The organism is Rhodococcus sp. ACPA4 (assembly GCF_002300185.1).
Lineage (GTDB): Bacteria > Actinomycetota > Actinomycetes > Mycobacteriales > Mycobacteriaceae > Rhodococcus_F > Rhodococcus_F globerula.
Map to the genome: position 1 here is coordinate 205,625 of NZ_NSDY01000001.1, position 24,953 is coordinate 230,577.

General features: G+C 63.1%; 27 protein-coding genes. 17 read left to right on the plus strand and 10 right to left on the minus strand.

Annotation, left to right across the window (positions count from 1 at the left end):
• Positions 1-65 precede the first annotated feature (65 nt).
• The 4 genes from kdpB to CJ178_RS00920 are packed head-to-tail and all read left to right on the plus strand — an operon-like array spanning position 66 to position 5,930.
• Positions 66-2,063 (plus strand): potassium-transporting ATPase subunit KdpB, encoded by a 1,998-nt coding sequence (gene kdpB, locus CJ178_RS00905; protein ID WP_230590070.1) that lies wholly within the window; start codon positions 66-68, stop codon positions 2,061-2,063.
• Between the two features lie 6 nt (positions 2,064-2,069).
• A complete protein-coding gene (locus CJ178_RS00910; protein WP_045067001.1) occupies positions 2,070-2,720 on the plus strand; it encodes a potassium-transporting ATPase subunit C in 651 nt (216 codons plus the stop codon).
• Between the two features lie 7 nt (positions 2,721-2,727).
• Entirely contained in the window at positions 2,728-5,253 is a 2,526-nt protein-coding gene (locus CJ178_RS00915) for a sensor histidine kinase (protein WP_095885924.1), read from the plus strand.
• On the plus strand, positions 5,250-5,930 hold the full coding sequence (locus CJ178_RS00920) for a response regulator (protein ID WP_033233006.1): 681 nt from the start codon (positions 5,250-5,252) through the stop codon (positions 5,928-5,930). Before CJ178_RS00915 ends, CJ178_RS00920 begins: the two co-directional genes overlap by 4 nt.
• A 35-nt stretch (positions 5,931-5,965) precedes the next feature.
• Here CJ178_RS00920 and CJ178_RS00925 read toward each other — a convergent pair whose 3' ends face one another.
• Together CJ178_RS00925 and CJ178_RS00930 are read right to left on the minus strand one after the other, a co-directional pair.
• Positions 5,966-6,856: a universal stress protein gene (locus CJ178_RS00925; RefSeq protein WP_045067003.1), complete on the minus strand. Its 891-nt coding sequence runs from the start codon at positions 6,854-6,856 to the stop codon at positions 5,966-5,968.
• Positions 6,853-7,878 carry a zinc-dependent alcohol dehydrogenase family protein gene (locus CJ178_RS00930; RefSeq protein ID WP_033233183.1) on the minus strand — a complete coding sequence of 342 codons (1,026 nt, stop codon included), beginning with the start codon at positions 7,876-7,878 and terminating at the stop codon, positions 6,853-6,855. The genes CJ178_RS00925 and CJ178_RS00930 overlap by 4 nt, the downstream gene beginning before the upstream one ends.
• A 111-nt stretch (positions 7,879-7,989) precedes the next feature.
• Between CJ178_RS00930 and dinB the strand changes: the two genes are divergently transcribed.
• Positions 7,990-9,210, plus strand: a complete 1,221-nt coding sequence (gene dinB / locus CJ178_RS00935) for a DNA polymerase IV (protein ID WP_095887778.1) — start codon at positions 7,990-7,992, stop codon at positions 9,208-9,210.
• A 17-nt stretch (positions 9,211-9,227) separates the two neighbouring features.
• On the opposite strand, the gene CJ178_RS00940 is transcribed toward dinB, so the two are convergent.
• Positions 9,228-9,506 (minus strand): DUF1876 domain-containing protein, encoded by a 279-nt coding sequence (locus CJ178_RS00940; RefSeq protein ID WP_092808655.1) that lies wholly within the window; start codon positions 9,504-9,506, stop codon positions 9,228-9,230.
• Between the two features lie 163 nt (positions 9,507-9,669).
• On the opposite strand from CJ178_RS00940, the gene CJ178_RS00945 reads away from it, so the two are divergent.
• From CJ178_RS00945 to CJ178_RS00970, 6 genes are all read left to right on the plus strand, one after another.
• Entirely contained in the window at positions 9,670-10,068 is a 399-nt protein-coding gene (locus CJ178_RS00945) for a nuclear transport factor 2 family protein (protein WP_033233015.1), read from the plus strand.
• A gap of 165 nt (positions 10,069-10,233) precedes the next feature.
• Entirely contained in the window at positions 10,234-11,223 is a 990-nt protein-coding gene (locus CJ178_RS00950) for an AurF N-oxygenase family protein (RefSeq protein ID WP_045067005.1), read from the plus strand.
• A gap of 41 nt (positions 11,224-11,264) precedes the next feature.
• On the plus strand, positions 11,265-12,080 hold the full coding sequence (gene recO / locus CJ178_RS00955) for a DNA repair protein RecO (protein ID WP_033233019.1): 816 nt from the start codon (positions 11,265-11,267) through the stop codon (positions 12,078-12,080).
• Complete coding sequence (locus CJ178_RS00960) at positions 12,037-12,855, plus strand: isoprenyl transferase (RefSeq protein ID WP_092808653.1); 819 nt, start codon at positions 12,037-12,039, stop codon at positions 12,853-12,855. Before recO ends, CJ178_RS00960 begins: the two co-directional genes overlap by 44 nt.
• Positions 12,852-13,271 (plus strand): YbjN domain-containing protein, encoded by a 420-nt coding sequence (locus CJ178_RS00965; RefSeq protein WP_095885925.1) that lies wholly within the window; start codon positions 12,852-12,854, stop codon positions 13,269-13,271. The genes CJ178_RS00960 and CJ178_RS00965 overlap by 4 nt, the downstream gene beginning before the upstream one ends.
• Before the next feature lie 33 nt (positions 13,272-13,304).
• A complete protein-coding gene (locus tag CJ178_RS00970) occupies positions 13,305-13,742 on the plus strand; it encodes a GNAT family N-acetyltransferase (RefSeq protein ID WP_033233025.1) in 438 nt (145 codons plus the stop codon).
• Here CJ178_RS00970 and CJ178_RS00975 read toward each other — a convergent pair.
• Positions 13,739-14,170: a Fur family transcriptional regulator gene (locus CJ178_RS00975; protein WP_092808755.1), complete on the minus strand. Its 432-nt coding sequence runs from the start codon at positions 14,168-14,170 to the stop codon at positions 13,739-13,741. The genes CJ178_RS00970 and CJ178_RS00975 overlap by 4 nt on opposite strands.
• Positions 14,171-14,181: 11 nt before the next feature.
• Positions 14,182-14,565, minus strand: coding sequence for an ArsR/SmtB family transcription factor (locus tag CJ178_RS00980; RefSeq protein WP_033233027.1), 384 nt, complete (start codon positions 14,563-14,565; stop codon positions 14,182-14,184).
• Between the two features lie 198 nt (positions 14,566-14,763).
• Between CJ178_RS00980 and CJ178_RS00985 the strand changes: the two genes are divergently transcribed.
• Both CJ178_RS00985 and CJ178_RS00990 read left to right on the plus strand, forming a co-directional pair.
• Positions 14,764-16,155 (plus strand): glycine--tRNA ligase, encoded by a 1,392-nt coding sequence (locus tag CJ178_RS00985; protein ID WP_033233186.1) that lies wholly within the window; start codon positions 14,764-14,766, stop codon positions 16,153-16,155.
• Between the two features lie 90 nt (positions 16,156-16,245).
• A complete protein-coding gene (locus tag CJ178_RS00990; protein ID WP_095885926.1) occupies positions 16,246-16,827 on the plus strand; it encodes a dihydrofolate reductase family protein in 582 nt (193 codons plus the stop codon).
• On the opposite strand, the gene CJ178_RS00995 is transcribed toward CJ178_RS00990, so the two are convergent.
• Both CJ178_RS00995 and CJ178_RS01000 read right to left on the minus strand, forming a co-directional pair.
• Positions 16,815-17,234 carry a MepB family protein gene (locus CJ178_RS00995; protein ID WP_202026262.1) on the minus strand — a complete coding sequence of 140 codons (420 nt, stop codon included), beginning with the start codon at positions 17,232-17,234 and terminating at the stop codon, positions 16,815-16,817. The two genes, CJ178_RS00990 and CJ178_RS00995, sit on opposite strands and share 13 nt — an antisense overlap.
• 65 nt (positions 17,235-17,299) lie before the next feature.
• The gene (locus CJ178_RS01000; RefSeq protein ID WP_095885927.1) at positions 17,300-17,665 is read right to left on the minus strand and encodes a nuclear transport factor 2 family protein; all 366 of its coding nucleotides are present in this window, start codon (positions 17,663-17,665) and stop codon (positions 17,300-17,302) included.
• Positions 17,666-17,796: 131 nt separating this feature from the next.
• Here CJ178_RS01000 and CJ178_RS01005 point away from each other — a divergent pair, with 131 nt between their 5' ends.
• Entirely contained in the window at positions 17,797-18,573 is a 777-nt protein-coding gene (locus CJ178_RS01005) for a helix-turn-helix domain-containing protein (RefSeq protein ID WP_095887779.1), read from the plus strand.
• On the opposite strand, the gene CJ178_RS01010 is transcribed toward CJ178_RS01005, so the two are convergent.
• Both CJ178_RS01010 and CJ178_RS01015 read right to left on the minus strand, forming a co-directional pair.
• Positions 18,565-19,302 carry a polyprenol monophosphomannose synthase gene (locus tag CJ178_RS01010; protein WP_033233048.1) on the minus strand — a complete coding sequence of 246 codons (738 nt, stop codon included), beginning with the start codon at positions 19,300-19,302 and terminating at the stop codon, positions 18,565-18,567. The genes CJ178_RS01005 and CJ178_RS01010 overlap by 9 nt on opposite strands.
• Positions 19,303-19,401: 99 nt before the next feature.
• Entirely contained in the window at positions 19,402-21,483 is a 2,082-nt protein-coding gene (locus CJ178_RS01015) for a TPM domain-containing protein (protein ID WP_095885928.1), read from the minus strand.
• A 69-nt stretch (positions 21,484-21,552) separates the two neighbouring features.
• Here CJ178_RS01015 and CJ178_RS01020 point away from each other — a divergent pair, with 69 nt between their 5' ends.
• Positions 21,553-22,245, plus strand: a complete 693-nt coding sequence (locus tag CJ178_RS01020; protein ID WP_033233188.1) for a YdcF family protein — start codon at positions 21,553-21,555, stop codon at positions 22,243-22,245.
• A gap of 11 nt (positions 22,246-22,256) precedes the next feature.
• A complete protein-coding gene (locus tag CJ178_RS01025) occupies positions 22,257-23,555 on the plus strand; it encodes a deoxyguanosinetriphosphate triphosphohydrolase (RefSeq protein ID WP_095885929.1) in 1,299 nt (432 codons plus the stop codon).
• A gap of 4 nt (positions 23,556-23,559) precedes the next feature.
• On the opposite strand, the gene CJ178_RS01030 is transcribed toward CJ178_RS01025, so the two are convergent.
• Positions 23,560-24,075, minus strand: coding sequence for a VOC family protein (locus CJ178_RS01030; RefSeq protein ID WP_033233054.1), 516 nt, complete (start codon positions 24,073-24,075; stop codon positions 23,560-23,562).
• Positions 24,076-24,142: 67 nt separating this feature from the next.
• Between CJ178_RS01030 and CJ178_RS01035 the strand changes: the two genes are divergently transcribed.
• The gene (locus tag CJ178_RS01035; RefSeq protein ID WP_257012950.1) at positions 24,143-24,937 is read left to right on the plus strand and encodes a helix-turn-helix domain-containing protein; all 795 of its coding nucleotides are present in this window, start codon (positions 24,143-24,145) and stop codon (positions 24,935-24,937) included.
• Positions 24,938-24,953 lie beyond the last annotated feature (16 nt).

Here is a 24,953-nt window from a genome sequence, read left to right on the forward strand (position 1 = left end):
TGGACAGCGTCGACGGCGCCGTCCATTCCCACCACGTCAAGGCCGGCGCGTTCAACCCGCGGCAGATGATCACTGCACTACCGGGCGCCGTACGCAAGCTCGACCCGCGGCATCTCGCCCGCAATCCGGTGATGTTCGTAGTGTTCGTCGGCTCCGTCATCACGACGGTCATGGCGATTGCCGAACCGTCCGTCTTCTCTTGGGTGATCACACTGTGGCTCTGGTTCACGGTGATCTTTGCCAACCTCGCCGAATCCGTGGCCGAGGGGCGCGGTAAGGCGCAGGCCGCCAGTCTGCGAAAGGTGAAGCAGGACACTACTGCCCATCGCATCACGCAGAGTGGTGCCATCGAGATGGTGTCCGGTACCGACCTCGTTGTCGGCGACCGGGTGATCGTGGTGGCGGGTGAGGTCATACCGGGCGACGGCGATGTCGTCGAAGGCATCGCGTCCGTCGACGAGTCCGCCATCACCGGCGAATCCGCGCCGGTGGTCCGCGAATCGGGCGGTGACCGGTGCGCCGTCACCGGTGGTACGACGGTACTCTCCGACCGCATCGTCGTAGAGATCACGGCGGCACCGGGCCAGTCGTTCGTGGACCGGATGATTGCGTTGGTCGAGGGCGCTTCGCGTCAGAAGACACCGAACGAGATTGCGCTCAACATCCTGCTTGCGTCGCTCACGGTGATCTTCCTGCTCGCGGTCGTTGCGATCGGTCCGATGGGGTTGTACGCCGGCCACGAGCAGGATCCGATCAAATTGATCGCCCTTCTGGTGTGCCTGATCCCGACTACGATCGGCGCACTGCTGTCCGCTATCGGCATCGCCGGGATGGATCGTCTGGTGCAGCGCAACGTGCTTGCGATGTCGGGACGCGCCGTCGAAGCTGCCGGGGATATCGACACGCTGTTGATGGACAAGACCGGAACCATCACCTTCGGTAATCGCCGGGCCACGGCGCTGCATCCCGCTCCGGGTGTCTCGGCGCTCGAACTTGCTGCCGCAGCGCGGTTGTCGAGCCTTGCGGACGGAACTCCCGAGGGACGCAGCATTGTCGAACTGTGCGCCGCACAGTTCGGCCTGGGAACCGAACCGACAGCGGACGAGAACCGGGCAGAGTTCGTTCCGTTCACAGCGCAGACGCGTATGAGCGGACTGGACCTGCCTGGTCGCGAGATCCGCAAAGGCGCGGCCGATGCCGTCCTGGGCTGGATTGCGCGAAACGGCGGAACAGTCGATGTTGCCGTCACCGATTCCGTGGGCGAGATAGCCCAGGCGGGCGGTACACCACTTGTTGTGGCTGTCGCAGAGGGTGAGAAAGCGTCGGTTCTGGGCGTCATCGCACTCTCGGACGTCGTCAAGCCCGGTATGGCAGAGCGGTTTGCGGAACTGCGCGCCATGGGAATCCGCACGATCATGATCACCGGAGACAATCCGTTGACCGCCAAGGCCATTGCGGACGAAGCTGGTGTGGACGACTTCATGGCGGAAGCAACGCCGGAAGACAAGCTTGCCCTGATCCGAAAGGAACAGGAGGGTGGTCGCCTCGTGGCGATGACCGGCGACGGTACCAATGACGCTCCCGCACTGGCGCAATCGGACGTCGGCGTCGCGATGAACACCGGTACCTCGGCGGCCAAAGAGGCCGGGAACATGGTGGATCTTGATTCCGATCCCACCAAGTTGATCGAGATCGTCGAGATCGGCAAGCAGTTGCTCATCACTCGCGGCGCGTTGACCACGTTCTCGCTGGCAAACGACCTCGCGAAGTACTTTGCCATTCTGCCGGCGCTGTTCAGTGGTATCTACCCGCAGTTGGATGCGCTGAACATCATGCGACTGGCCACTCCCGAGTCGGCAATCGTCTCGGCCGTGATCTTCAATGCGCTCGTCATCATCGCGCTGATTCCACTGTCCCTGAAGGGCGTTCGATACCGGCCGTCGACGGCATCGGCGCTGCTCGGCCGAAATCTGCTGGTGTACGGACTCGGCGGTGTGATCACGCCGTTCATCGGTATCTGGCTGATCGATCTTGTTGTTCGTTTGATTCCCGGGATTGGGTGACCTGCCATGCGTTTCACTATCGGTTTTGCCAAACAGGTGTGGGCGGGCCTTCTGGTGCTGCTGTCGCTCACCGTGATTCTCGGCGTGATCTATCCCGCCGCGGTCTGGGGAGTTGGCCGGATCAGTTCCGGTTCCGCTGAAGGATCACCAGTGACCGATGCGGCCGGGTGCGTAGTCGGAAGTGCTTGGGTAGGCGTCGATCCGCAGGTGCCGGAGGGAGCGCGCGACCCGTTCTTCCACAACCGGGTTGTGGGCTCGGTTGCGGACGAGGACCCCTTTGCAACGGGTGATCCCGCCGCTGCGTTGCCCTTGAACCAGGGGCCTAGCAGTGAGATTCTTGCCGACTTCATCGCCGAGCGTCGGGCCGCCATCGCGGATCGCGAGGGCGTAGACCCGTCGTCCGTCCCCGTTGACGCCGTCACCGGTTCGGGCTCGGGCATCGATCCGCACATCAGCCCGGCTTACGCGCTGCTGCAGGTGCCCCGGGTTGCCTCGACCAACGGGATATCCGAAGACGCGGTACGGGAATTGGTGAGCGAGCACACCGACGGGCGGCAGTTGGGCTTCCTCGGTGAGGAGCGCGTCAACGTCCTCGAACTGAATCTTGCTCTCGGTTTGACGGCGCCTACGTGTGCCACGTCGACTGCTGGTGGATGATTGTCACGTGAGTTCTTCTGAGAAGGTCGGTACGCGCAAACGAGGTGAACTGCGCATCTACCTCGGCGCAGCGCCAGGCGTCGGAAAGACCTTTGCGATGCTCGGTGAGGCTCATCGCCGCCGGGCCCGTGGAACTGATGTGGTCGCGGCCGTTGTGGAATCACACGGCCGCGCCCGCACCGCCGAGCAGATCGGCGACCTCGAGATCATCGCGCCCAAGCTGGTCGAATATCGGGGCACACGGATGCCGGAACTTGATGTCGAGGCGGTGCTCGCCCGTCGCCCCGCCTTGGTGCTGGTAGACGAATTGGCGCACACCAACACACCGGGAAGTAAGAATCACAAGCGGTGGCAGGACGTGCAGGAGTTGTTGGACGCCGGAATCGACGTCCTCTCGACCGTCAACGTGCAACACCTCGAAAGCCTCAACGACGTAGTCGCGCACATCACGGGAGTGACACAGCAGGAAACGGTTCCGGATGAAATTGTGCGCGGTGCGGCGCAGGTCGAGTTGGTCGACATCACTCCGGAAGCATTGCGACGCAGACTGTCCCACGGAAATGTCTATGCCCCCGAACGAGTCGACGCGGCCCTCGGAAACTACTTCCGGCGCGGAAACCTCACCGCGCTACGCGAGTTGGCGCTTCTGTGGGTAGCCGATCAGGTGGACGCGGCGCTGGCGAAGTACCGGGCCGAGAACAAGATCACCGACACCTGGGAAGCGCGCGAGCGCGTTGTGGTTGCGGTGACCGGGGGACCGGAGTCGGAAACCCTGGTACGACGCGCTTCTCGGATCGCCTCCAAGTCGAGTGCCGAACTCATGGTGGTGCACGTCGTTCGCGGCGACGGCCTCACCGGTGTCTCGGCACCGGAGATGGGAAAGGTGCGCGCACTGGCAACCGGGGTGGGCGCAACTCTGCACACCGTGGTCGGCGACGACGTACCGTCGACGCTCCTCGAGTTCGCGCGTGAGGAGAACGCCACGCAGTTGGTCTTGGGGACGTCGCGGCGGTCGCGGTTGGCCCGAATTCTCGACGAGGGGATCGGCGCGGCGGTCGTTCAGCAGTCCGGCGGCATCGACGTGCACATGGTCACCCACGAGGAAGCGACCGTCCGCCGTCGGATCTCGTTGTTCGGCCGATCCGAGCGCCGCTTGCTGTCGTGGATTGCGGCAGTGGTGGTTCCGACGGCCGCAGCCGGACTCATGGGTCTGATCGACCGGATCTCCGGTGTGCAGGGCGAAAACGCGTTGTTCTTCGTGGTGGTGGTTCTGGTCGCGCTACTCGGTGGTGTTGGGCCGGCCATGGTGTCTGCTCTGATATCGGGACTACTGCTCAATTACTTCTTCACCGACCCCAAATACAGCTTCACGATTGCCGAACCCGACAACTTCATCACGACGGTCGTTCTGCTGATAGTGGCTGTGGCAGTGGCTGTTCTGGTGGATGCGGCCGCCAAAAAAGCGCGGGAAGCGAAGCGCGCTTCGGAGGAAGCGGAACTTCTGACACTGTTTGCGGGGTCGGTTCTCCGCGGCGCTGACCTGTCCACGCTGCTCGAGAAAGCTCGCGAAATCTACCGTCAACGTGGGGTTTCGGTGGTGCATCATGAGGACGGCGTAGTCGCTGCGGTGGGCGCCGAACCGCCGGCACGTGAGGCTGACGCGGATACCGTGTGCGAGGTCAACGACGGCGAATACGCGCTACTGCTATCGGGGCCGGAGCTGAGTGCGCGTGATCGACGGGTGCTGACCGTTGTCGCGCACCAGGCGGTCGGCATGATCCGTCAGGACAAGCTCACGGTCGAAGCGAGCAAAGCGGCAGCACTGACCGAGGCCGATCAACTGCGCCGAGCGTTGCTTTCGGCTGTGAGCCATGACCTTCGGACACCTCTTGCCGGCGTCAAGGCTGCTGTGTCGAGCTTGCGCAGCGACGACATCGAGTTCTCACCCGAGGACACGGCAGAACTACTGGCCACCATCGAGGAGTCGGCGGATCAGTTGACCGCTCTGGTCGGCAACCTGCTCGATTCGTCCAGACTGGCTGCGGGAGTGGTCAAGCCGACGTTGCGGGCGGTATACCTCGACGAAGTTGTTCACCGGGCGCTGCTCGGATTGGGCATCGGCGGCCGGTCGGACTCCCGATCCCACAGTGTGATCGTCGACGTGGGTACTGTTGCCGTGCAAGCCGATCAGGGTTTGCTCGAGAGAGTGATCGCCAACCTCGTCGACAACGCTTTGCGGTACGGCGGCAGAACTCCGGTGCGGGTGGGAGCAGCACGCGTCGGAGACCGCACCGTCATCACCGTCGCAGATACCGGCCCCGGTGTACCCCGCGGCGAAGCCGAATCGATGTTCCAGCCGTTTCAGCGAATGGGGGATCGCGACAACACGGGCGGCGTCGGGCTCGGACTGTCCGTGGTTCGCGGATTTGTCGACGCGATGGGCGGAACGGTCAGTGCCACCGACACTCCGGGCGGTGGGTTGACGATGATGGTCGAACTGGCCGGTGCAGGAACGAATGGAAGCGAGTCATGAGCCGGATACTGGTTGTCGACGACGAACCGCAGATCTTGCGGGCACTACGCATCAACCTCACTGTGCGTGGATACGACGTGGTGACGGCGTCCACCGGAGCAGGGGCGCTGCGCGCTGCAGCGGAACGGCCGCCGGACGTGGTGATTCTCGACCTCGGTCTGCCGGACATGGACGGCACCGAAGTGCTTGCCGGACTGCGTGGCTGGTGTACCGCACCGGTCATCGTGTTGTCGGCACGCACCGACTCGGCAGACAAGGTCGAAGCGTTGGACGCCGGTGCGGACGATTACGTCACCAAGCCGTTCGGGATGGACGAATTCCTGGCGAGAGTGCGCGCGGCAGCGCGGCGAGGAGTATCGGCAACCGACACGTCGGAACCGTCGGTGGAGACGGCCTCGTTCACCGTCGATTTGTCGGCGAAGACGGTCAGTCGGCGCGGCGAGCAGGTACATCTGACGCCCACCGAGTGGGGAATGCTCGAGATGCTGGTGCGCAACCGCGGAAAGTTGGTCGGGCAGAAGGAACTTCTCCGTGAGGTGTGGGGACCGGCCTACGACACAGAGACCCACTACCTGCGGGTATATCTGGCTCAACTGCGTCGCAAACTCGAAGACGACCCGGCTCACCCCAAGCACCTGATCACGGAAGCGGGGATGGGTTACCGCTTCGTGGTGTGAGAGCTCGGTGGTGTGAGAATTCGGGTGGTGTCGGCTCAGGGGTGCGTGACGATCAGCAGTGGACACAGCGCTCGGTGTAAGAGGTTTCGACTTGTCGAGCCCAGCAACATGGACTTGAAACCGCCGCGTCCCCGTCGGCCGACAACAACCAATTGCGCAGACTTCGACTCGGTGATTAGCTCTTGAGCAGGGTTGTCGTGCACCACAACTCGACGAACGACGACGTCGGGATACTGGTCCTTCCATCCGGCAAGCCGTTCGGCGAGAACTGCGTGCTCGGCAATAGCGACGGCATCCCAGTCGAGAGACTCGCCGTCGGGATCGGTGCGGAATGCTGTGGACAGGTGAGAATCGCTCCAAGCGTGGACGGCAACAAGTTCGACGCCGTGCAGCGAAGCCGTTTCGAAGGCTTGGGCCAGTGCAGGTTCGCTGTGTTCGCTGCCGTCGACGCCGACAACAACGGGACGGCCTCGCGCCGGTTCGTCCTCCGAGGGTAGTTCTCGGATCACGGCCACCGGACACCGGGCGTGCAAGACGATCGCGGTACTGACGGAACCGAGGATCCCGTCAGCCCACCGGCCGAGGCCACGCGAGCCTACGACCAGCATTGCGGAGTCCGCTGATTGTTCGAGCAAAATGTCGACGGGGTGACCGAAACCGAGATGTTCGGTGACAACCGGGCCGTCACCTGTTGCAGGCAGCGCCGCCGCTCGGCCACGGGACAGTCTGAGTTTTCCTTCCCGGCGCTTCGCGGCAAACTGCGGCGCAGCGAGAGTGAAAGCGTTTCCGTACGTGCTCGGTTCGCCGCGGATCGCGGCAACGATATGAAGAGGCCGCCGGCGGAGAACTGCCTCGTGCGACGCCCAGCGAACCGCGTCCAACGAGCGCGTCGAACCGTCCACTCCCACGACAATTGGTGCATTCATGCTCGTCCTCCTGAGTCGACAAGTTGAGGCAGTAAGACGGCAGCGCCGGTAATTCGGTCCTCGGCCAGGTCGACCAAGGCCCGATTCGCATCGGCTAGTGGATACGTGTTGGCGGTGATTTCGAGGTGGTGCTCGCCGGCAAACGCGAGGAACTCCCGAGCATCGCGCCGTGTGTTTGCGGTGACCGAACGAATTTCGCGCTCGTAGAACAAGTGGTGCCGATAGTTCAGGCTCGGTATGTCGGAGAGGTGTATCCCGGCGATCGACAGGATTCCGCCACGGTTCAGCGCGGTGAGTGCAGTCGGAACCAGATCTCCGGCGGGAGCAAAGAGGATGGCTGAATCCAGCGGAGTGGGTGGACGGTCGCGGCTACCCTGCACCGAGGCCGCGCCGAGCTGAGAGGCCAGTGCGCGCGCCGATTCGCTGCGCGTCATGACGTGGACTTCTGCGCCCCGCGCAATCGCGACTTGCGCGGCAATGTGTGCGCTCCCGCCGAAACCGTAAATCCCCAGTCGCCCACCATCGGGGACCTCGGCGCGCTGAAGTGCCCGAAATCCGATGATGCCGGCGCACAGCAGCAGTGCGGTTTCGGCATTGCTGTACCCGTCCGGCAAGCGCAACGCGAATTCGGCTGTCGCCACGGCATATTCGGCGTAGCCGCCGTCGATGTCCCAGCCCGTGTACGTGGAGTTCGGGCACAGGTTCTCCCGGCCGCGCAAGCAGTACTCGCACGCGCCGCACGTGGAATGCAGCCACGGAATTCCGACGCGATCGCCAGGGGAGAAGTCCTCGACCGCCGTACCGACCTCTTCGACCACACCGACAATTTCGTGGCCGGGAACCACATTTGCGCGATGTACGGGCAGTTCGCCTTCGGCAATATGCAGGTCGGTGCGACACACTCCGCAGGCGAGAACCCGGACCAGTAATTCGCCCGAGGTAGGCACCGGCCGCGATTGCTGAACCTCGACCAATGGGTGCGTTCGGACCGGCCCAGGCTGGTGTACCTGCCACGAGGCCATTGGCGTCGAAGTTCCGGCGATGTCGTTCACCACTTAATCGTGCGCCTCAGCGCTTCCCCGTGGAAGAGGGCGAAGTGTGTCGGTGGCCTGTGCGAACATCTGTTCGTGTCGATGTCGTCAGATGCTCGCGGCGATCACCGGTCCGGTGGCGCCACGATCCTGCATGCCGATCTCGACTCGTTCTACGCCTCCGTCGAACAGCGAGACGATCCTGGTTTGATCGGGCGACCCGTCATCGTGGGCGGGGGTGTGGTGCTGGCGGCCAGCTACGAGGCCAAAGCGTTCGGGGTCCGGACCGCAATGAGTGGTGGTCAGGCGCGTACGTTGTGTCCGCAGGCAATTGTCGTTCCGCCGCGCATGGACGCGTACTCACAGGCGAGCAAGGACGTATTCGAGGTCTTTCATGACACATCGCCGCTAGTAGAGGGGATCTCGATCGACGAAGCCTTCCTGGAAGTCGGGGGACTGGCACGCATTGTCGGCACGCCACTGCAGATCGGCGCCAACCTCAGACGAGACGTGGCCGAGCAGGTTGGCCTCCCCATCACCGTCGGCATTGCCCGCACGAAGTTCCTGGCCAAGGTCGCCAGTGCCTATGCCAAACCCGACGGATTGCTGCTGGTGCCACCGGACGGTGAGCGTGAATTCCTGCATCCGCTGCCCGTGGAAAGGCTGTGGGGCGTCGGAAAGATCACGGCGCAGAAGCTGCGGAATTTCGACATCGCGACGGTGGGGGACATCGCGCGGCATGACGAGTCGTCCATCGTGTCGATTCTGGGTCGCGGCGCCGGCCGACACCTGTACGCGCTCTCGCACAACCGGGATCCGCGGCCGGTGCGTGCGTACGGCGGCCGAAGCTCGATGGGCGCTCAGCACGCATTAGGTCGAGGTGTGCACTCACGATCCGAACTCGAGGTGTCGTTGATGTCGCTGGTCGATCGGGTGTCGCGCCGCATGCGCTCCGCGCAACAAACCGGCCGCACCGTCACACTCCGGCTGCGTTTCGGCGATTTCACGCGGGCAACCCGTTCTCACACGCTGCGCCGTTCGACGGCGGAAACCACAGATCTGTTGAATGCGGCGATGGCGCTGCTGAGCGATGCGGCGCCACTCATCGCCGACAAAGGCATCACGCTGATCGGTGTTGCCGTATCCAATCTGGACCGAAGCGGCGCGGAGCAATTGGAACTGTCCTTCGACGGCGGGCCGGATACCGCGGCCCTCGACTCCGCGATGGACAGTGTGCGGAAGAAGTTCGGCTCGGGGGCGCTCACGCGGGCAGTGCTGATCGGCCGCGATCCCGACGTTTCGGTGCCGCTGCTCCCGGACTAGCCGCTCGCGCAGCAGCGTCAGGACGTCAGCCGAATTGTTTCGTGCGTAGCGCTTGCGAGATCAGAAGTTGTGGCCTCGATCAATTGACGAGAAAGGTCGGCCAAAGCGCGCGCGACCGCAAGTTCGTCACCGATCTCGGGTACGTCTCGGTCGGCGGGATTGCAGCGCGCGAAACCAGCTCCTGCGAAGTGCGTGTCTTCCTGCGCCCGCAGTCGGGCAATCGCGCGAGTTCGGTTTGCCGTGTCGGATGTGTGTTCGTCGATGGTGATATCCACCGACCAGTGCTTTTCGTTCATGATGTGACCCCCTTCGGCGTACGTTCCATTGTCCTCGGTCGAGTGACGCGTGCGATAGGGCTGAACGACGGTCTTCGATTGCTGCGTGGGTGGGCGTCGCAGCGCGCATGATTACTTGGCCGCCGAACAACCCCGCCGAACAACCCCATGACGAGGAGTCACCATGAAGTCCTTCCGAAGTGCTGTCGAAGCGCGCGATACCGACGCCATGGAGGCGCTGCTCGCTGACAACGTGGTCTTCACCAGTCCTGTTGCCTTCATGCCGTATCCCGGCAAGGCGATCACGGCGTCGATCCTGCGCGGTGTGATGCGGGTGTTCGAGGATTTCCGGTATGTGCGCGAGATCGAGTCGGCAGACGGTCGCGATCATGCCTTGGTCTTCGAGGCAACAGTGGACGGCAAGCTCGTAAACGGTTGCGACTTTCTGCATTTCGACGACGACGGGCTGATCGACGAGTTCACGGTGATGGTCCGGCCGCTGTCGGGTGCCAATGCTCTTGCTGCCGCCATGGGTGAGCAGTTTCCGCGTATTCGGGAAGAGGCGATGAATGAGCTGAAGTGAGCACGGTTTGTGTGTAGTGAGCAGCTGTTTCGGCCTGCTGGAGTGCGTGTTCACTGTACAGAAACCATGCTCGCTTACCGCGTCGACACCAAGAGGGGTTGTGTGAGACTCGCCGTAGCACTAAGTTGAGCCACATCGAGTTACAGGCACTGTGAGGAGACACCGATGGCCAGGTCGACATCGATCACCATGGACCAGTCGTACCGCGAGTTGCTGGCGACGCTGTCCGACGGCTCGGTGCACAGGAGGTTCGACCCCTATCTCGACATCGATTGGGATGCACCGGAATACGCGATCGATCCCGACGACCCCCGGTGGGTGCTGTCGTCGATATCCGATCCGCTCGGTGCCACGAGTTGGTATCAGGAGCAGTCCCTCGAGCGTCGCATCGCGATGGGGAAGTGGCGCCAGGCCAACGTCACCAAGGTGGGTTCGGCGTTCGAGAGCATCCTGATTCGCGGAATGATGGACTACATCATGGCGCTGCCGAACCAATCCCCGGAGTTTCGGTACTGCCTGCACGAGATGACCGAAGAGTGCAATCACATTCAGATGTTCCAGGAATTCGTCAATCGGGTTGGCGTCGACGTGCCGGGGATGCGCCCGCTGTTTCGCCGAATGTCTCCGTATGTCGGCTTGCTGGGCGCTAGGTTCCCGGTCATCTTCTTCATCGGCATCCTGGCCGGTGAGGAACCGATTGATCACTTCCAGAAGGATCTCATCCGCGAAGGCAAGGACACCGTCCCGGTGATGTTGCGCACCATGGAGATTCACATCGCGGAAGAGGCCAGGCACATTTCCTTCGCGCACGATTTCCTGCGCACGCATGTTCCGAGACTGAGCCCGTTCGGCCGCGCGATGACGTCTGTCGCCTTCCCCGGCGCGATGCGTTGGCTGTCCGGCGAAATCATGGCACCGCCGAAGGAGTTTGCGGAAAAGTTCGACATTCCCGACTCGGTGATCCGGGAAGCATTTTGGGACAGTCCTACGTCGCGCCGAATCCTGGGTAACTACTTCGGTGAAATGCGCGCATTGGCAGACGAGTTGGGGCTGATGAATCCCGTCTCGCGACGGGCTTGGAAGAAGTTCGGAATCGCCGGCGACAGGGCCCGGTATCGCGGTGAACCGAGGCGCTGGACAAAATCCCGTCGCTAGCGGTCGTATAAACCGTCGGTGCCGCGTGGGACACTTGTTCGGTGAGGTTGTATCGAGACACGGCGGTGGTGCTGCGCCTGCATAAGCTGGGCGAAGCCGACCACATCGTCACGTTGCTCACCCGTCAATTCGGGTTGGTGCGTGCCGTGGCCAAGGGTGTCCGCAGAACTACCTCCAAGTTCGGTGCGCGACTCGAACCGTTTGCGCATGTCGACGTCCAACTCCTGCCGGGTAAAAATCTGGACATCATCACGCAGGTCCAGACGGTGGACGCCTTTGCCACCGACATCGTCGACGATTACAGCCGGTACACCACGGCCTGCGCGGTACTCGAAACCGCGGAACGACTGGCCGGCGAAGAACGTGCACCGGCGCCGCAACTTCAGCGGCTCACTGTCGGCGCCCTGCGGGCTATCGCCGAGCAGGGCCGTCCCGTCGAATTTGTTCTCGACGCTTTTCTTCTCCGGGCCATGGGTTACGCGGGTTGGGCGCCCGCACTCGGGGAATGTGCCAAGTGTTCGTCTCCCGGCCCGCACCGCGCTTTCCACGTCGCGGCCGGCGGGGCGGTCTGTACGTACTGTCGCCCACCCGGATCTGCGACTCCGTCGCCCGGTGTCCTTGATCTGATGGAAGCGTTGCTGCGGGGGGAGTGGGAAGGTACCGACGTGGCGCCGACCTCACTACGCACTCAGGCAAGTGGCCTGGTCGCAGCGCATTTGCAGTGGCATCTGGAGCGGCAATTGCGCACGCTACCGCTCATCGAACGGTCAAGGCCGCATGCGGCGGTCGAGGGCGCTGCGGCGGTGGGGCAGGATGGAACGCGTGATTCGACGACGCGAACCGCGCACCCCGCTTGATTCTGCTGCAGATCGGGTGATCCGGCCACCGGACCCACACCCGTCCGGAGCAAAACCGCCGATCCTGCAAACCGAATTGATCCCGCGCCATGTTGCGCTGGTGATGGACGGCAACGGACGCTGGGCTCAGGAGCGCGGTTTGCCGCGCACAGCTGGTCACGAGCGCGGCGAAGCCGTACTGATGGACACGGTGTGCGGGTGCATCGAGATGGGCGTCGAGTGGCTTTCCGCGTACGCCTTCTCCACGGAGAACTGGAAGCGCAGCCCCGACGAGGTGCGTTTCCTCATGGGCTTCAACCGTGACGTGATTCGTCGTCGACGTGACGAGATGAACGAGATGGGCGTGCGTGTTCGCTGGGCGGGCCGGAAGCCACGATTGTGGGCGAGTGTCATCAAGGAACTCGAGATCGCCGAAGAGCTCACCAAGAACAACACGGTGATGAACCTGACGATGTGCGTCAACTACGGTGGGCGCGCCGAAATTGCCGACGCGGTCAAGGAAATCGCCAAGCGGGTGGCTGCCGGCGAGATCAATCCAGACAAGATCACCGAGGCCACCGTTGCCAAGTACCTCGACGAACCCGACATGCCGGACGTCGACCTGTTCCTGCGCCCGTCAGGGGAGCAGCGTACGTCCAACTTCTTGATCTGGCAGTCCGCGTACGCCGAAATGGTGTACCAGGAGAAGCTGTTTCCCGATTTCGATCGTCGCGACCTGTGGGCCGCGTGTGTCGAATATGCCTCACGTGACCGCCGATTTGGTGGAGTGAAATGACAGGTGAAAATATGACCGAGACCGACAACGCCGCGCGACTGCAAGAGCGTGCCGCCGAAGCGCTGGCACATTTTGTGACCGTCGACGTGGCTGACGACGGTTCACTGGGTTTCCAGTACTCCGGCGCATTGTGCTCGGTTCAGGCGATGAACCTCTCCGACGGCCTCGACGTTCTGTCGATGACGTGCGTGCTGGCGTGGGACCGACCGGTCAGCGCCGCGCTGCACCGCAAGGTAGCCGAGCGCAACCGCACCATCCAGTTCGGATCCATCGCGGTGTTCGGGCACGGCAGTCTCGCAGATGTCATTCTGCGGTACACGTTCCCGGCAGCGGGACTGGAAGACGAAGCGCTCACTACGATGCTGCTCCTGGCGCTCACGGGAGCCGATACGGCTCGACAGGGACTACTTCCTTAAACCTGAACGCACCGATTCTTCGAGGAGTAGTCCATGACGCTCGAGATCCACAAGGCCTGCGAAGTCACCGACGAGCTGGTTGAAGCCTGCGCGAGACTCATTCCGCAGCTGTCGAAGTCGGCGCCACCAGTCACCGCGGCGTCGCTCGAGAAGGTTGTGGCCTGCCCCACGAACACACTTTTCGTGGCCAGGCTCGACGGTCGTATCGTCGGAACGCTGACCCTGGTCGTCTTTCCGACCCCGACCGGCTACCGCGCCTGGATCGAGGACGTTGTGGTCGACGGGGCGGCTCAAGGCCGACAGGTCGGATCCGCGCTGACCACAGCAGCCCTCGCTCGCGCCGAGGAGCTCGGTGCCCGCACTGTGGATCTGACCTCGAGGAGCTCGCGGGTAGCCGCGAATCAGCTCTACCGGAAACTCGGTTTCGAGCCGCGCGAATCCAATCTGCTTCGGTTTTCGCTGGCTGATTAAGTCGCGGCCGCGCAATCGCGGCAGGTACCAAAAATTTCGACGGTGTGACTGACGTCGGTGAAACCGTTGTCGTCGGCGATGGTCTGTGACCACTGCTCGACCATCGCGCCTTCCACCTCCACGGTGTAGCCGCAATTGCGGCACACGAGGTGGTGATGGTGGCCGGAAGAGCAACGGCGATAGACGGATTCACCGGTGTCGGTGCGTAGGACGTCGATGGTTCCGGCGTCGGCGAGGGTCTGCAGGGTTCGGTAGACGGTGGTCAGGCCGATGGCTTCACCACGCTTGCGCAGTTCATCGTGCAGCTCTTGCGCCGACTTGAACTCGCCGATGTCGTCGAGCAGTGCGGAGATCGCGCTGCGCTGTTTGGTCGATCGAATGCCGACAGTGGCGCTGCGCTTGAATGCAGACTGACCGGTGGTGTTCATGTTGGTGGTGATCATCCTTCTTCTGCGTGGGCGACAGCGTCCACGACTATGTGGGCCAGATGGTCGTCGGCCAGTCGATAGAGAACTTCGCGTCCGTGGCGTTCGCCACGCACGACGCCCGCAGCCTTCAGGACACGAAGGTGCTGGCTGATGAGCGGTTGGGTGACGCCGAGGGCGCCGACAAGTTCGTGGACGCACCGCTGCGACTGGTGGAGTTGGAGCACGATCGCGATGCGGACAGGTGCGGCGAGCGCTCGCAGGATCTCACCGGCCGCAGCCAGAGTTTCCTTGGGTGGAACCACGGCTGGGGGGACGGGTTCGAACGGGTCATGTGTGTGATCGAGCGCGTCGTGATCATGGTGGTTGTGGAGATCGCCGGTATCCGCAATGCTCACAGCGAGGCTCCTTCGAGGGGTGTGTCACAACGTTCCTGCGTAGCCATAAGACCACACTATTGCAAATCACATTCATTTTGATATGCACAAGTACGCATGTCAACCGTGGCGCGAAGTCCACTTCCGGGGCCGGTTAGTCTGGACATGCAAAAAGCGCAGGAAAACCGTGCATCTATTACCCAGATGGAGAGCAATCCAGTGGCACCCAAGTCCAAGATCGAAGCCGTCGTCAATCTCGCCAAGCGGCGAGGCCTGGTCTACCCGTGCGGTGAGATCTACGGAGGCACCAAGTCCGCATGGGACTACGGCCCATTGGGTGTCGAGCTCAAGGAGAACATCAAGCGTCAGTGGTGGCGGAACATGGTCACCAGCCGCGAGGACGTTGTCGGCCTCGACTCCTCGGTGATTTTGCCCCGCGAGGTGTGGGTTGCATCCGGACACGTCGGCGTCTTCAACGACCCGCTGGTCGAGTGCCTCAACTGTCACAAGCGTCACCGTCAGGATCACCTGCAGGAGGCGTACGCGGAGAAGAAGAAGCTCGACAACCCGGACGACGTCACGATGGACCTCATCGGGTGCCCCGACTGCGGCACCGTCGGCCAGTGGACCGAACCGCGCGACTTCAACATGATGCTCAAGACGTACCTCGGCCCCGTCGAGAGCGAAGAGGGCATGCACTACCTGCGTCCCGAAACCGCGCAGGGCATCTTCGTGAACTTCGCGAACGTGCTGACCACGTCGCGTAAGAAGCCGCCGTTCGGCATCGGCCAGATCGGCAAGAGCTTCCGCAACGAGATCACCCCAGGCAACTTCATCTTCCGCACCCGCGAGTTCGAGCAGATGGAGATGGAATTCTTCGTCAAGCCCGGCGAGGACGACGCGTGGCACAAGTACTGGATCGACTACCGCATGGACTGGTACACCGGCCTCGGTATCAACAAGGACAACCTGCGCCTGTACGAGCACGCGAAGGAAAAGCTCTCGCACTACTCCAAGGGCACCACGGACATCGAGTACCGCTTCCACTTCCAGGGCAGCGAATGGGGTGAGCTCGAGGGCATCGCGAACCGCACCGACTTCGACCTCTCGACGCACTCCAAGCACTCGGGCACCGAGCTGAACTACTTCGACCAGACAACCGGCGAGCGCTACACGCCGTACGTCATCGAGCCGGCCGCAGGTCTTACCCGTTCGCTCATGGCCTTCCTCGTCGACGCGTACACCGAGGACGAAGCCCCCAACGCCAAGGGTGGCGTCGACAAGCGCACGGTGCTGCGCCTGGATCGTCGTCTCGCTCCGGTCAAGGCCGCTGTCCTGCCGCTCTCGCGCAATGCGGATCTCACGCCAAAGGCAAAAGATCTTGCAGCGCAACTGCGTCAGAACTGGAACGTCGAATTCGACGACGCCGGCGCCATCGGCCGCCGCTACCGTCGTCAGGACGAGATCGGCACCCCGTTCTGCATCACGGTCGACTTCGACACCCTCGAAGACCAGGCCGTCACCGTTCGCGAGCGTGACTCCATGGCTCAGGAACGCGTCGCACTCGATCAGGTCGAGAGCTACCTTGCGACGCGACTGATCGGTTCTTAAGCCGTATCCGTCTCGGGCGGCCTTCCTCGATAACGAGGGAGGCCGCCCGTTTGCTGTTCCCGGCGGCCTTCGAGGCGTAAGAACAGACATATGAGACAACTCAGTGTGACCAACAGCGTGACTCTCGACGGTGTCATGCAGGCGCCGGGTGGGCCCGACGAGGACCGTCGTGGCGGCTTCGAGCACGGGGGATGGGCTGCGCCGTTCAGTGACGCGGTCATGGCGCGGAAGATGGGCGAGGGAATGGCTGCAAGATCGCAGCTACTCTTCGGGCGACGGACGTACGAGAGTTTTGCGTCGTACTGGCCGCACCAGACCGACAATCCGTTCACCGAAGTGCTCGACAACACGCAGAAATATGTTGCGTCGCGGACATTGACCGAACCGCTGCCGTGGAAGAACTCGACGTTGCTCCGCGGTGACGCCGCCGACGCGGTTGCCGAGTTGAAGGACACCGAGGGGCCGGATCTGGTGATTCTGGGTAGTGGGGAACTGATCACGTCGTTGGCGCAGCGCCAATTGATCGACACCTACATTCTGCTCATCCATCCTGTGGTTCTCGGAACGGGACGCAGGTTGTTTCCTGACGGCGCCGCACTCGCGCGGTTCACTCTCGCCGAAAGTGTTTCCACCACAACCGGAGTCATCATGGCGACGTATCAGTTGCAGTGAGTGGGGCGAAAATAATCGAGTTGCCAGCGCTGGGATTTGACGGCCTGCACACTGGTCGGCGTTACCCACGGCGGGTAGATGCGAATGGCGCGTTTACCGCCCGTGAAGTCTGTCGAAACCACTCGATTCGTGATGAGAGCGTCGACGGGAAAAATGAAGTGCCCCAGTTGTTCTCCGTCGTATACCTTCACGATGAACAACTCGACGCCGTCGGAAACATCGAACGGGCGGATCGGCCCGGCGTCCGATCGTCGCCACAGCGTCACGAACTGCCCGAGTTTGGTAGGAGTCGTCTTTGCGCGACGGTATACGGCGCTGCGCCCGTCGACAGTGAGGGAGTGAGCGCTGTACTCCGCGCCCTCGGGTTCGGGAATCGGTGTGGACCAGGTACATCCGTGAGCGTTCATCGGCAATGATGATGGCACGGGGCACCGACAGCGCTGAAGGTGCAGCGCTGTCGGTGGTGGGGGATTCAGGCCGAGGGCACCTTGTCGAGGAACCCGAGAACAAGGGTCAACCGGCCGTCGTCATTTCGTTCGAGCACGTCGAATCCGTCGATCAGGGATTCTTTGCCGGCCGGGCCGAGCTTCCAGCCGAAGCGAGCTTGGCTGTGGTGTGAGTCCACCGGTCCGGCGAGTGTGAAGGTCATGCCCGGAAACTGCTGCTGCACAGCGCTGATCATCGCGTCGATCTGGCTGTGTCCGGTCACATCTGCCAGTGGATCGGTGTACCGGCCGTCGGCCGCGAACAGTTGCTCGATTCGTTCCTGACGAGCGCCGGCATCGGTTTCGTTCCACAGGTCGATGTAGGCGTGTGCGATTGCGTCGAAGTCGCTCATGGCAGATCCTCCTGGTTGTCGAGGTCCGGGGTTTGTTTCCCGGCTGAGATCACTGTGCCAAGCGGATGTGTCGTCCGTCGATTACCTCGGAGGTCATGGCGTTGATTACACCTTGTCGCTACGTTGAGTGGATGACTCAGAGCACGCATGTGGGAGCCCAGCTGAAGTCGTGGCGTGAGAGACGACGGCTCACTCAGTTGGGGCTTTCCTCCGCTGCCGGAGTTTCGACGAGGCACCTGAGTTTCATCGAAACCGGTCGATCGAAACCCAGCAAGGACATGATCATCCATCTGTCCGAGTGTTTGGAAGTGCCACTACGGCAGCGGAATACGCTGTTGCTTGCGGGCGGTCATGCACCGGCCTATTCGGAGAATGCGCTGGCGGAAACGCCGATGTCCGCGGTCAGCGACGCCATCAATCGCATCGTCGACGCCCATGACCCGTACCCGGCTGTGGTGGTCGATCACCAGTGGGATCTGATCGTCGGCAATCGGGCGGTAAGCATCCTGACGGAGGGCGCTGCGTCGTTTCTTCTGGAGCCGCCGGTCAACGTTCTGCGGCTGAGTTTGCATCCCGAAGGCATGGCTGAGCGCATCGTGAACTTGGCGCAGTGGCGAAATCACGTGATCGCTCGGCTGCGGCGTGAGGTCGAGGTAACCGCCGACGCGCAGTTGGGTGCGCTGTTGGAAGAATTGCTGACTTATCCCAGCGGCGGCGAGTGGTATGAGGACGAGAGTTCTCTGTTGGTGCCCTTGCGGATTCGCGCGGGCGACACCGAACTGGCGATGTTCAGTACCACCACCGTGTTCGGTACGCCGCGCGATGTCACTTTGGCAGAGATCGCGATCGAATGTTTTTATCCATCGGACCGCGAGACCGCGGAGTTCTTCAGAGCGAAATCAGAGTGACTTCTTGCCGAACTTCAGCTTCCAGGGAACCAGTGCCGATTCGAGCTGAACAGCCAGGCTCATCTTCGAGACGCCGTCGGTGCGCTCCTCGAAACGGATGGGGGTTTCGGCGATCTTCATGCCGCGCTGCACAACTCGGTAGTTCATCTCGACCTGGAAGGCGTAACCGTTGCTCTGCACCGATTCGACGTCGATGGCGCGCAACGTCTTTGCGTGCCACGCCTTGAATCCGGCGGTGGCATCCTTGACGTGCAGCCGAAGGATTGCGTTGACGTAGAAGTTGGCCCATGCCGACAGTGCCTTGCGGTGCCACGGCCAGTCGCCGGCCACGGCGCCGCCCTCGACGTAACGCGAACCGAGCACCACCGCAGCGTCGGTTGTGGTGAGGATCTCGATCATGGCGGGGATCACTTCGGACGGATGAGACAGGTCCGCATCCATCTGAATGACGATGTCGGCGTTCTCGGCGAGGGCCCGCGTCATACCGGCGACGTACGCGCGGCCAAGTCCGTCCTTGGCGGTGCGATGCAGAACACCCACCGGGATGGGGCCGTCGATGCCGAGCTTGTCAGCTACCTCGCCGGTTCCGTCGGGGGAGTTGTCGTCCACCACGAGTACTGCCAGGTTCGGGATCTTCAATGCGGCGAGACGATCGACGAGCTTGGGCAGGTTTTCACGCTCGTTGTACGTGGGTACCACGACGGTAATCTGCGGAGCGACGTTGTTCATAACACCTTCGTATGATCTGTGATCCCGACTTGCCGGATGAAGCGTACGACGAGGTCGGTCGCGAACAAAGTCAGAATTTTACTACCTCGGGTAGTTGACTCAGAACCGGCCGCCGCCGCCACCGCCGCGACTGCCGCGTCCTCCACCGCCGCCGCCGAACCCGCCGCCGCCGAATCCGCCGCCCCGGCCGCTGCTGCTCGGACCGCCGTACGAACGCGGTCCACCGCCGCCGCCACGCAGAACGCTGTTGATCAGGATGCCGCCGAGAATGGCGCCTGCCGCGTTGCCGCCGCCGCCGCTTCCGCCGCGGGGACGCTGGTTTGCCTCCCATGTGCTGACGTCGCTCTGGGCCGCCCGCAGAGCATGCGTGGCCAGCGTCGTTGCAGCCTGCGCGTGCTGCAGAGCCGTCGACGGATCGGTGCCCTGCAACTGCTGAGCTGCCTGCAGATGGCGCTGCGCCTCGGCGTAGCGGGTGCGCGCCTCGGCGCCGATGACGCCGCGTCGCGTATTGAGGAAATCGCCGGCAGCAGTGACCTGTGCCTGGGCCGCCAGGATGTCCTGCGCGAGGCGCTGCTGCGCCCGTTCGAGCTGTTGCTTCTGCTCCTGAGCCTCTGCGAGCAATGCGTCGAGTTGTGCGTCGGCGGCCACAATCTGGTTGAAGGCGCCGAGTGGATCACTGTCCTTCGATGTCTGTGCGTGAGCCAACGCGGCTTGTGCACCAGCCTTGGCGGCGGCCAATCGATCGCCGCCCTGGGCCAGGTAGGCGTCGGCAGCGGTGATGCCCTGCTGAACGTCGTCCATCGCGGCGGGGAGGGTAGCGATAGCGTTGCGGATGTCGTCTGCCGCGTGATCCACGGCGTCGAGAAGTTTGCGAGCCTGATCAAGCGCGGCCTCCGCGGTCCGAATCGCTGTGACGGCGGCGCCCTGCTTACCGGCGGGCAAGGCAACAGCGTCGCGGCCCTGTTCGATGGACTGCTCGGCCAGAGTCAACCGTTCTCCGGCCATCGTGACGTTGCCGGCGACCGGCGCCAACGTTGGAGCGGGGAACTGGTTCTTCAGCTCGTTCAGGATCCTCTCGGACTCCGGCAGTCGCACGCTGACGGCCACAACGGCCTGAGTCAGTGCATCGAGGCGAGCGGGCGCGTTGATGAGAAGGTCGCGCATCGTGTCGAACTCGTCGACCCGCGCATCGAGTTCCTGATCGGCACGGCCACACGAGGAAATGATGTCGATGAGCATCTGGCGCCGCTGCTCGGGTGACTCCGGGATGGCGTCGTCGAGCTTCTGCCTGATGCCGAAGGCTCCGGCGAGTGTCGCTTTGGCCTTGTCGAAGGCCTGGGCAAACGGCGCGACCGCCGCATCACCGAATTCGCTCCGCGCCAGTTCGAGTTCTTCCTGACTCGACGCGATGGCGTTGTCGGTCTCGACGAGAATGGCCTGAGCTCGCTCGTCCAGCGTCGGCAACGGAAGTGCGTTCAAGGCGGCGATGTCGTCGGGTGCGATGTTCTTTGCGGCCTCGAGGCTGGCCTTGTCTCGATCGCTCTTCCGCTTGCGTGAGTACAGAACCACTCCACCGGTTCCGACGATGACCGCGCCGCCGCCGATAAGGAGGGTGCTCACGGACATGCCGCCGCTCTTGGCGTTTGCGTCGCCGAGCGCGCCGGCGGTGGCGATTGCCGCACCTGCCCAATCACCGTCGGCGAGAGCCGGTTCCGTCGCGTCGGACTTGATGGAGTCGATGTCGGATTGTGTGATGTTTGTCAGAGCTGGCGGCACGTCGAGGTAGTAGGCGCCCTCCGTGGTCGCGACGGCAAGCAGGACGTCGGTGCCGCTGAGAGTGGACTTCGTTGCTGTCTGATCGGCCCACGCCTGGCCACCCATCTCGTTGAAGTCGGGGACAAACGCAACCCACAGATCGATCTGATGGTCTTCGCTGAGTTGGTCGAGCGCAGCTTGGATGTCCTCCTTCTGGCCGTCGTTGAGTACGCCAGAGGTATCGGTGATCTGGTTGGGAAGGACCAACGGCGGATCAGCCGACGCAGTGGCAGGACTGAAGATCAATGCCAGGATCGCGAAGATCGCCGCAACGGCGCTCGCGCTGCCCCAACGCCGGATCGGCCGGACGAATGCCCGGTCGTGGTCTGCTGGAGACGACTGCTCGATGTGTGCTGCGAAGGCCATGACGCAAATCTAACCGTTATGGCGCGTCGGCAGCGCGGGGGAGCGATCAGGGCTGGCACAATTGCGGGAGTGAAACCAGCTTTCGGCAACCGCTCCCGCAACTCTGCGCCCTCCGGGGCTGGCGGCGGCTTCGGCGAAGGTCTGGCTCGATGGACCCGACGCCTCATCGCCGGGGCTCTACTGATGACCTTCGTCTTGATCGGCGGAACCGCCGTCCGGGTCTGGCAGGTTGCGCGGATCGACGACACAACACCAGCCGACGCGATTGTTGTTCTCGGAGCCGCTCAGTATTCGGGAACTCCGTCGTCGGTGTTCGAAGCCAGGCTCGAGCAGGCGTACAAGCTGTACAAGCGTGGGGTAGCGCCGCAGATCATCACCGTCGGCGGCAAGCAGGAAGGTGACGAGTACACCGAAGCCGCGTCCGGAAAGATGTATCTCACCGACCGCGGGATTCCGTCGAGTGCGATTACCGCTGTGGAAACCGGCTCGGACACCCTGCTGAGCATTGATGCCGTCAGTGACGAAATGGCTTCGCAGGGAATCAATTCCGCAGTTCTGGTCAGTGACCCGTGGCATTCACTGCGCACTCGAACCATGGCCCGCGACACCGGCCTCGAAGCCTGGACGGCGCCGACCAGACAAGGGCCGGCCGTGTTCACCCGCGAATCCCAACTGCATGGCATCGCGCGCGAAACGGGCGCTCTGCTCTGGTACCAACTGACGCACTTCTCCGCTGATTTTCCCTACACGGCAGGGCAATAGGAACAACCGACATGACGGCACACACCACGTACGGCGGCGGAACCTATTCCGAGCACGATCTGGAGCGCCGCATTGTCGAGGCGCCGAAGCGAGCGGGATTGCCCGGAACTCAGATTGCCGCCGCCCAACATCGATCCGACTTCTCGCGGGATCGCGCTCGCGTGCAGCACTCCGCGGCGCTACGACGCCTGGCCGACAAAACCCAGGTAGTCGGTCCTCGCGATGGTGACACCCCGCGTACCCGGCTCACGCACTCGATGGAAGTTGCGCAGATCGGTCGCGGTATCGCCGACGGCCTCGGCTGTGACCCCGATCTCGTAGACCTCGCCGGTTTGGCCCACGACATCGGGCACCCTCCGTACGGGCACAACGGTGAGAAGGCACTCGACGAGGTCGCGAAAGACTGCGGCGGGTTCGAAGGCAACGCCCAGAACCTGCGCATCCTCACGAGCCTCGAACCCAAGATCTTGGGGCCCGACGGTCGCAGTGCCGGACTCAACCTCACCCGGGCTTCCCTCGACGCCGCGATCAAATATCCGTGGACCAGGCCGGAACCCGGAGCCAAGTTCGGCGCCTACGACGATGACGCCGATGTGCTGGCCTGGGTCCGCGACGGAGCGCCCGGGCGTCGGCAAGCATTGGAAGCTCAGGTCATGGACTGGGCCGACGACGTCGCCTATTCGGTGCACGACGTCGAGGACGGCGTGATCGCCGGCCGTATCGACCTTCGGTCACTGGCCGATCCGAGCGAGCAACGGGCACTCGCCGAGTTGGGTGCCTCGGAGTTTCGCGGCCTGGTGATCGACGATCTGATCGACGCTGCGCAGCGGTTGTCGGAACTGCCCGTCGTGCAGAGCGTCGGCAGCTACGACGGGACCCTGAACAGTTCCGTGGCATTGAAAAACCTGACCAGCGAATTGGTCGGACGCTTTGCGACGGCAGCCATCGCCCGCACCCGGCTGACCAACGGAGACCGGCCGCTGTCGCGGTACCAAGCAGACCTCGACATCCCCGAAGCGGTGGCATCCGAAGTAGCGCTGCTCAAAACCGTTGCGCTGTACTACGTGATGTCCGACAACGGGCACAAGGCCCGCCAAGACCGTCAACGTGACCGAGTTCATCGTGTCGCGGAATGGCTGCTGGCAACAGCGCCCGCCGGATTGGACCCCATCTTGCTGCCTGCCTGGGAGCGAGCGGAAAACGATGCGGCGCGCACGCGCGTTGTCGTGGATCAGATCGCGTCGTACACCGAGAGTCGCCTCGAGCGGGTCGACAAGGCGAGCCTCGGCGCCCAGGCGAGTTGGGGCTGACTGCTCAACTCGACGGCGTTTGCGTCAGCGCCCATTCTGCGACCCTGCGCGCACTCTCGGCTTCGCTGAGGTCCTCGACGCGCGTCATGATGGACCAACGCACGCCGAAGGGGTCGCGGATCGAGGCAAACCGGTCGCCCGAGACGAACGTGCTTACCGATTCACGAACGGTCGCGCCGGCTTGTACTGCGCGCTCGACGACTGCGTCGACATCTGAGCAGTACAGGCCCATCGAGTAGGAGTCGGCGTCGCCGGAAGGTGCCTCGACGAGGCCGTAATCGGGGTTGGGTTCGCCGAGTTGGAGCCGACCGTTTCCGAAATCGAGGTCGGCGTGGACGACGACGCCGCTGAACTCGGTGATGTCGACGACGCGTGCGCCGTACACCGACCGGTAAAATTCAATCGCGTCGGCGGCTCCCTTGATCGCCAGAAACGGGGTCAAGCTCGTCGAGCCGTGCGGGATGCCGTCTGTTGTGTGCTCGCCGGTCACGCCCTGCTGGGAAATGCTGTCTGCGTTCATGAAACGAAGGTAGCGCCGTCAGATGGGCTGTGGCTTGAAGATTTGCGACGAACGAGGAGGACGGCAGTTGGTCACGCCCAATGACAGTCGCGGGATTCTGTACCCGACCAAACTCCCGACGTTCCACCGCGAACCGGCCGACGCCTCGTTGGAAGGGCGTATCCGCTGGTTCTGGATTCCGCGATGGCAGCTGGCGCCCGGCCGAACTGTCCGACAGGAAGTGCTGCCATTCCCCGCTTCCAATCTCGTGGTCGAACCCGGCGGGGTGTCCCTGGTCGGCCCGTCGACAGGGGCGTCGCACCGTGACCTGTCCGGCAGTGGCTGGGCGGTGGGTGCACTGTTGCGGCCGGCGGGCCTCGCGTCGTTGCGAGCTGATCCGCAGACCATCCAGAACACCGAAGTGCAGATCGCCGCGCCGGACTTGCACGAGGCAGTGATGTCGGCGATGGGTGAGGCTGACCACGAGGTGGGTAGGCAGCGTGCGATTGCGGCTTTCTCCGAGTGGGCGGCCCAGCACATTGCGCCCGACGACGAGAGTGGTCGACAGGCAAATGCAATGGAAGACCTGATCGCTTCGGATCGGACAGTGATCCGTGTCGGTGATATCGCCGAACTTCTCGGCACCTCTGTCCGTGGTGTTCAACGCCTTGCCCAGCGATACGTCGGGTTGCCGCCCTTGGCAATCATTCGACGCTACCGACTTCAGGAAGCCGCACAACGGCTACGCGAAGATCCGTCGGTGAAGATCGCGCAGGTGGCGGCCGATCTCGGTTATGCAGACCATGCCCACCTGTCCGCCGACTTCCGCAACGTCCTCGGTTTCACACCGAACTCGTACCGCCAGGCTCCAGACCACCCGTGACGAACTTGCCGTGTCA

What these genes read in the sequence shown, in the direction of transcription:
- kdpB (WP_230590070.1), top strand. Translation starts at nt 66, where the DNA reads ATGATCACTGCACTACCGGGCGCCGTACGCAAGCTCGACCCGCGGCAT.
- CJ178_RS00910 (WP_045067001.1), top strand. Translation starts at nt 2,070, where the DNA reads ATGCGTTTCACTATCGGTTTTGCCAAACAGGTGTGGGCGGGCCTTCTG.
- CJ178_RS00920 (WP_033233006.1), top strand. Translation starts at nt 5,250, where the DNA reads ATGAGCCGGATACTGGTTGTCGACGACGAACCGCAGATCTTGCGGGCA.
- CJ178_RS00925 (WP_045067003.1), bottom strand. Translation starts at nt 6,856, where the DNA reads ATGAATGCACCAATTGTCGTGGGAGTGGACGGTTCGACGCGCTCGTTG.
- CJ178_RS00930 (WP_033233183.1), bottom strand. Translation starts at nt 7,878, where the DNA reads ATGGCCTCGTGGCAGGTACACCAGCCTGGGCCGGTCCGAACGCACCCA.
- dinB (WP_095887778.1), top strand. Translation starts at nt 7,990, where the DNA reads ATGTCGTCAGATGCTCGCGGCGATCACCGGTCCGGTGGCGCCACGATC.
- CJ178_RS00940 (WP_092808655.1), bottom strand. Translation starts at nt 9,506, where the DNA reads ATGAACGAAAAGCACTGGTCGGTGGATATCACCATCGACGAACACACA.
- CJ178_RS00945 (WP_033233015.1), top strand. Translation starts at nt 9,670, where the DNA reads ATGAAGTCCTTCCGAAGTGCTGTCGAAGCGCGCGATACCGACGCCATG.
- CJ178_RS00950 (WP_045067005.1), top strand. Translation starts at nt 10,234, where the DNA reads ATGGCCAGGTCGACATCGATCACCATGGACCAGTCGTACCGCGAGTTG.
- CJ178_RS00960 (WP_092808653.1), top strand. Translation starts at nt 12,037, where the DNA reads ATGGAACGCGTGATTCGACGACGCGAACCGCGCACCCCGCTTGATTCT.
- CJ178_RS00965 (WP_095885925.1), top strand. Translation starts at nt 12,852, where the DNA reads ATGACAGGTGAAAATATGACCGAGACCGACAACGCCGCGCGACTGCAA.
- CJ178_RS00970 (WP_033233025.1), top strand. Translation starts at nt 13,305, where the DNA reads ATGACGCTCGAGATCCACAAGGCCTGCGAAGTCACCGACGAGCTGGTT.
- CJ178_RS00975 (WP_092808755.1), bottom strand. Translation starts at nt 14,170, where the DNA reads ATGAACACCACCGGTCAGTCTGCATTCAAGCGCAGCGCCACTGTCGGC.
- CJ178_RS00990 (WP_095885926.1), top strand. Translation starts at nt 16,246, where the DNA reads ATGAGACAACTCAGTGTGACCAACAGCGTGACTCTCGACGGTGTCATG.
- CJ178_RS00995 (WP_202026262.1), bottom strand. Translation starts at nt 17,234, where the DNA reads ATGAACGCTCACGGATGTACCTGGTCCACACCGATTCCCGAACCCGAG.
- CJ178_RS01000 (WP_095885927.1), bottom strand. Translation starts at nt 17,665, where the DNA reads ATGAGCGACTTCGACGCAATCGCACACGCCTACATCGACCTGTGGAAC.
- CJ178_RS01005 (WP_095887779.1), top strand. Translation starts at nt 17,797, where the DNA reads ATGACTCAGAGCACGCATGTGGGAGCCCAGCTGAAGTCGTGGCGTGAG.
- CJ178_RS01010 (WP_033233048.1), bottom strand. Translation starts at nt 19,302, where the DNA reads ATGAACAACGTCGCTCCGCAGATTACCGTCGTGGTACCCACGTACAAC.
- CJ178_RS01015 (WP_095885928.1), bottom strand. Translation starts at nt 21,483, where the DNA reads ATGGCCTTCGCAGCACACATCGAGCAGTCGTCTCCAGCAGACCACGAC.
- CJ178_RS01025 (WP_095885929.1), top strand. Translation starts at nt 22,257, where the DNA reads ATGACGGCACACACCACGTACGGCGGCGGAACCTATTCCGAGCACGAT.
- CJ178_RS01030 (WP_033233054.1), bottom strand. Translation starts at nt 24,075, where the DNA reads ATGAACGCAGACAGCATTTCCCAGCAGGGCGTGACCGGCGAGCACACA.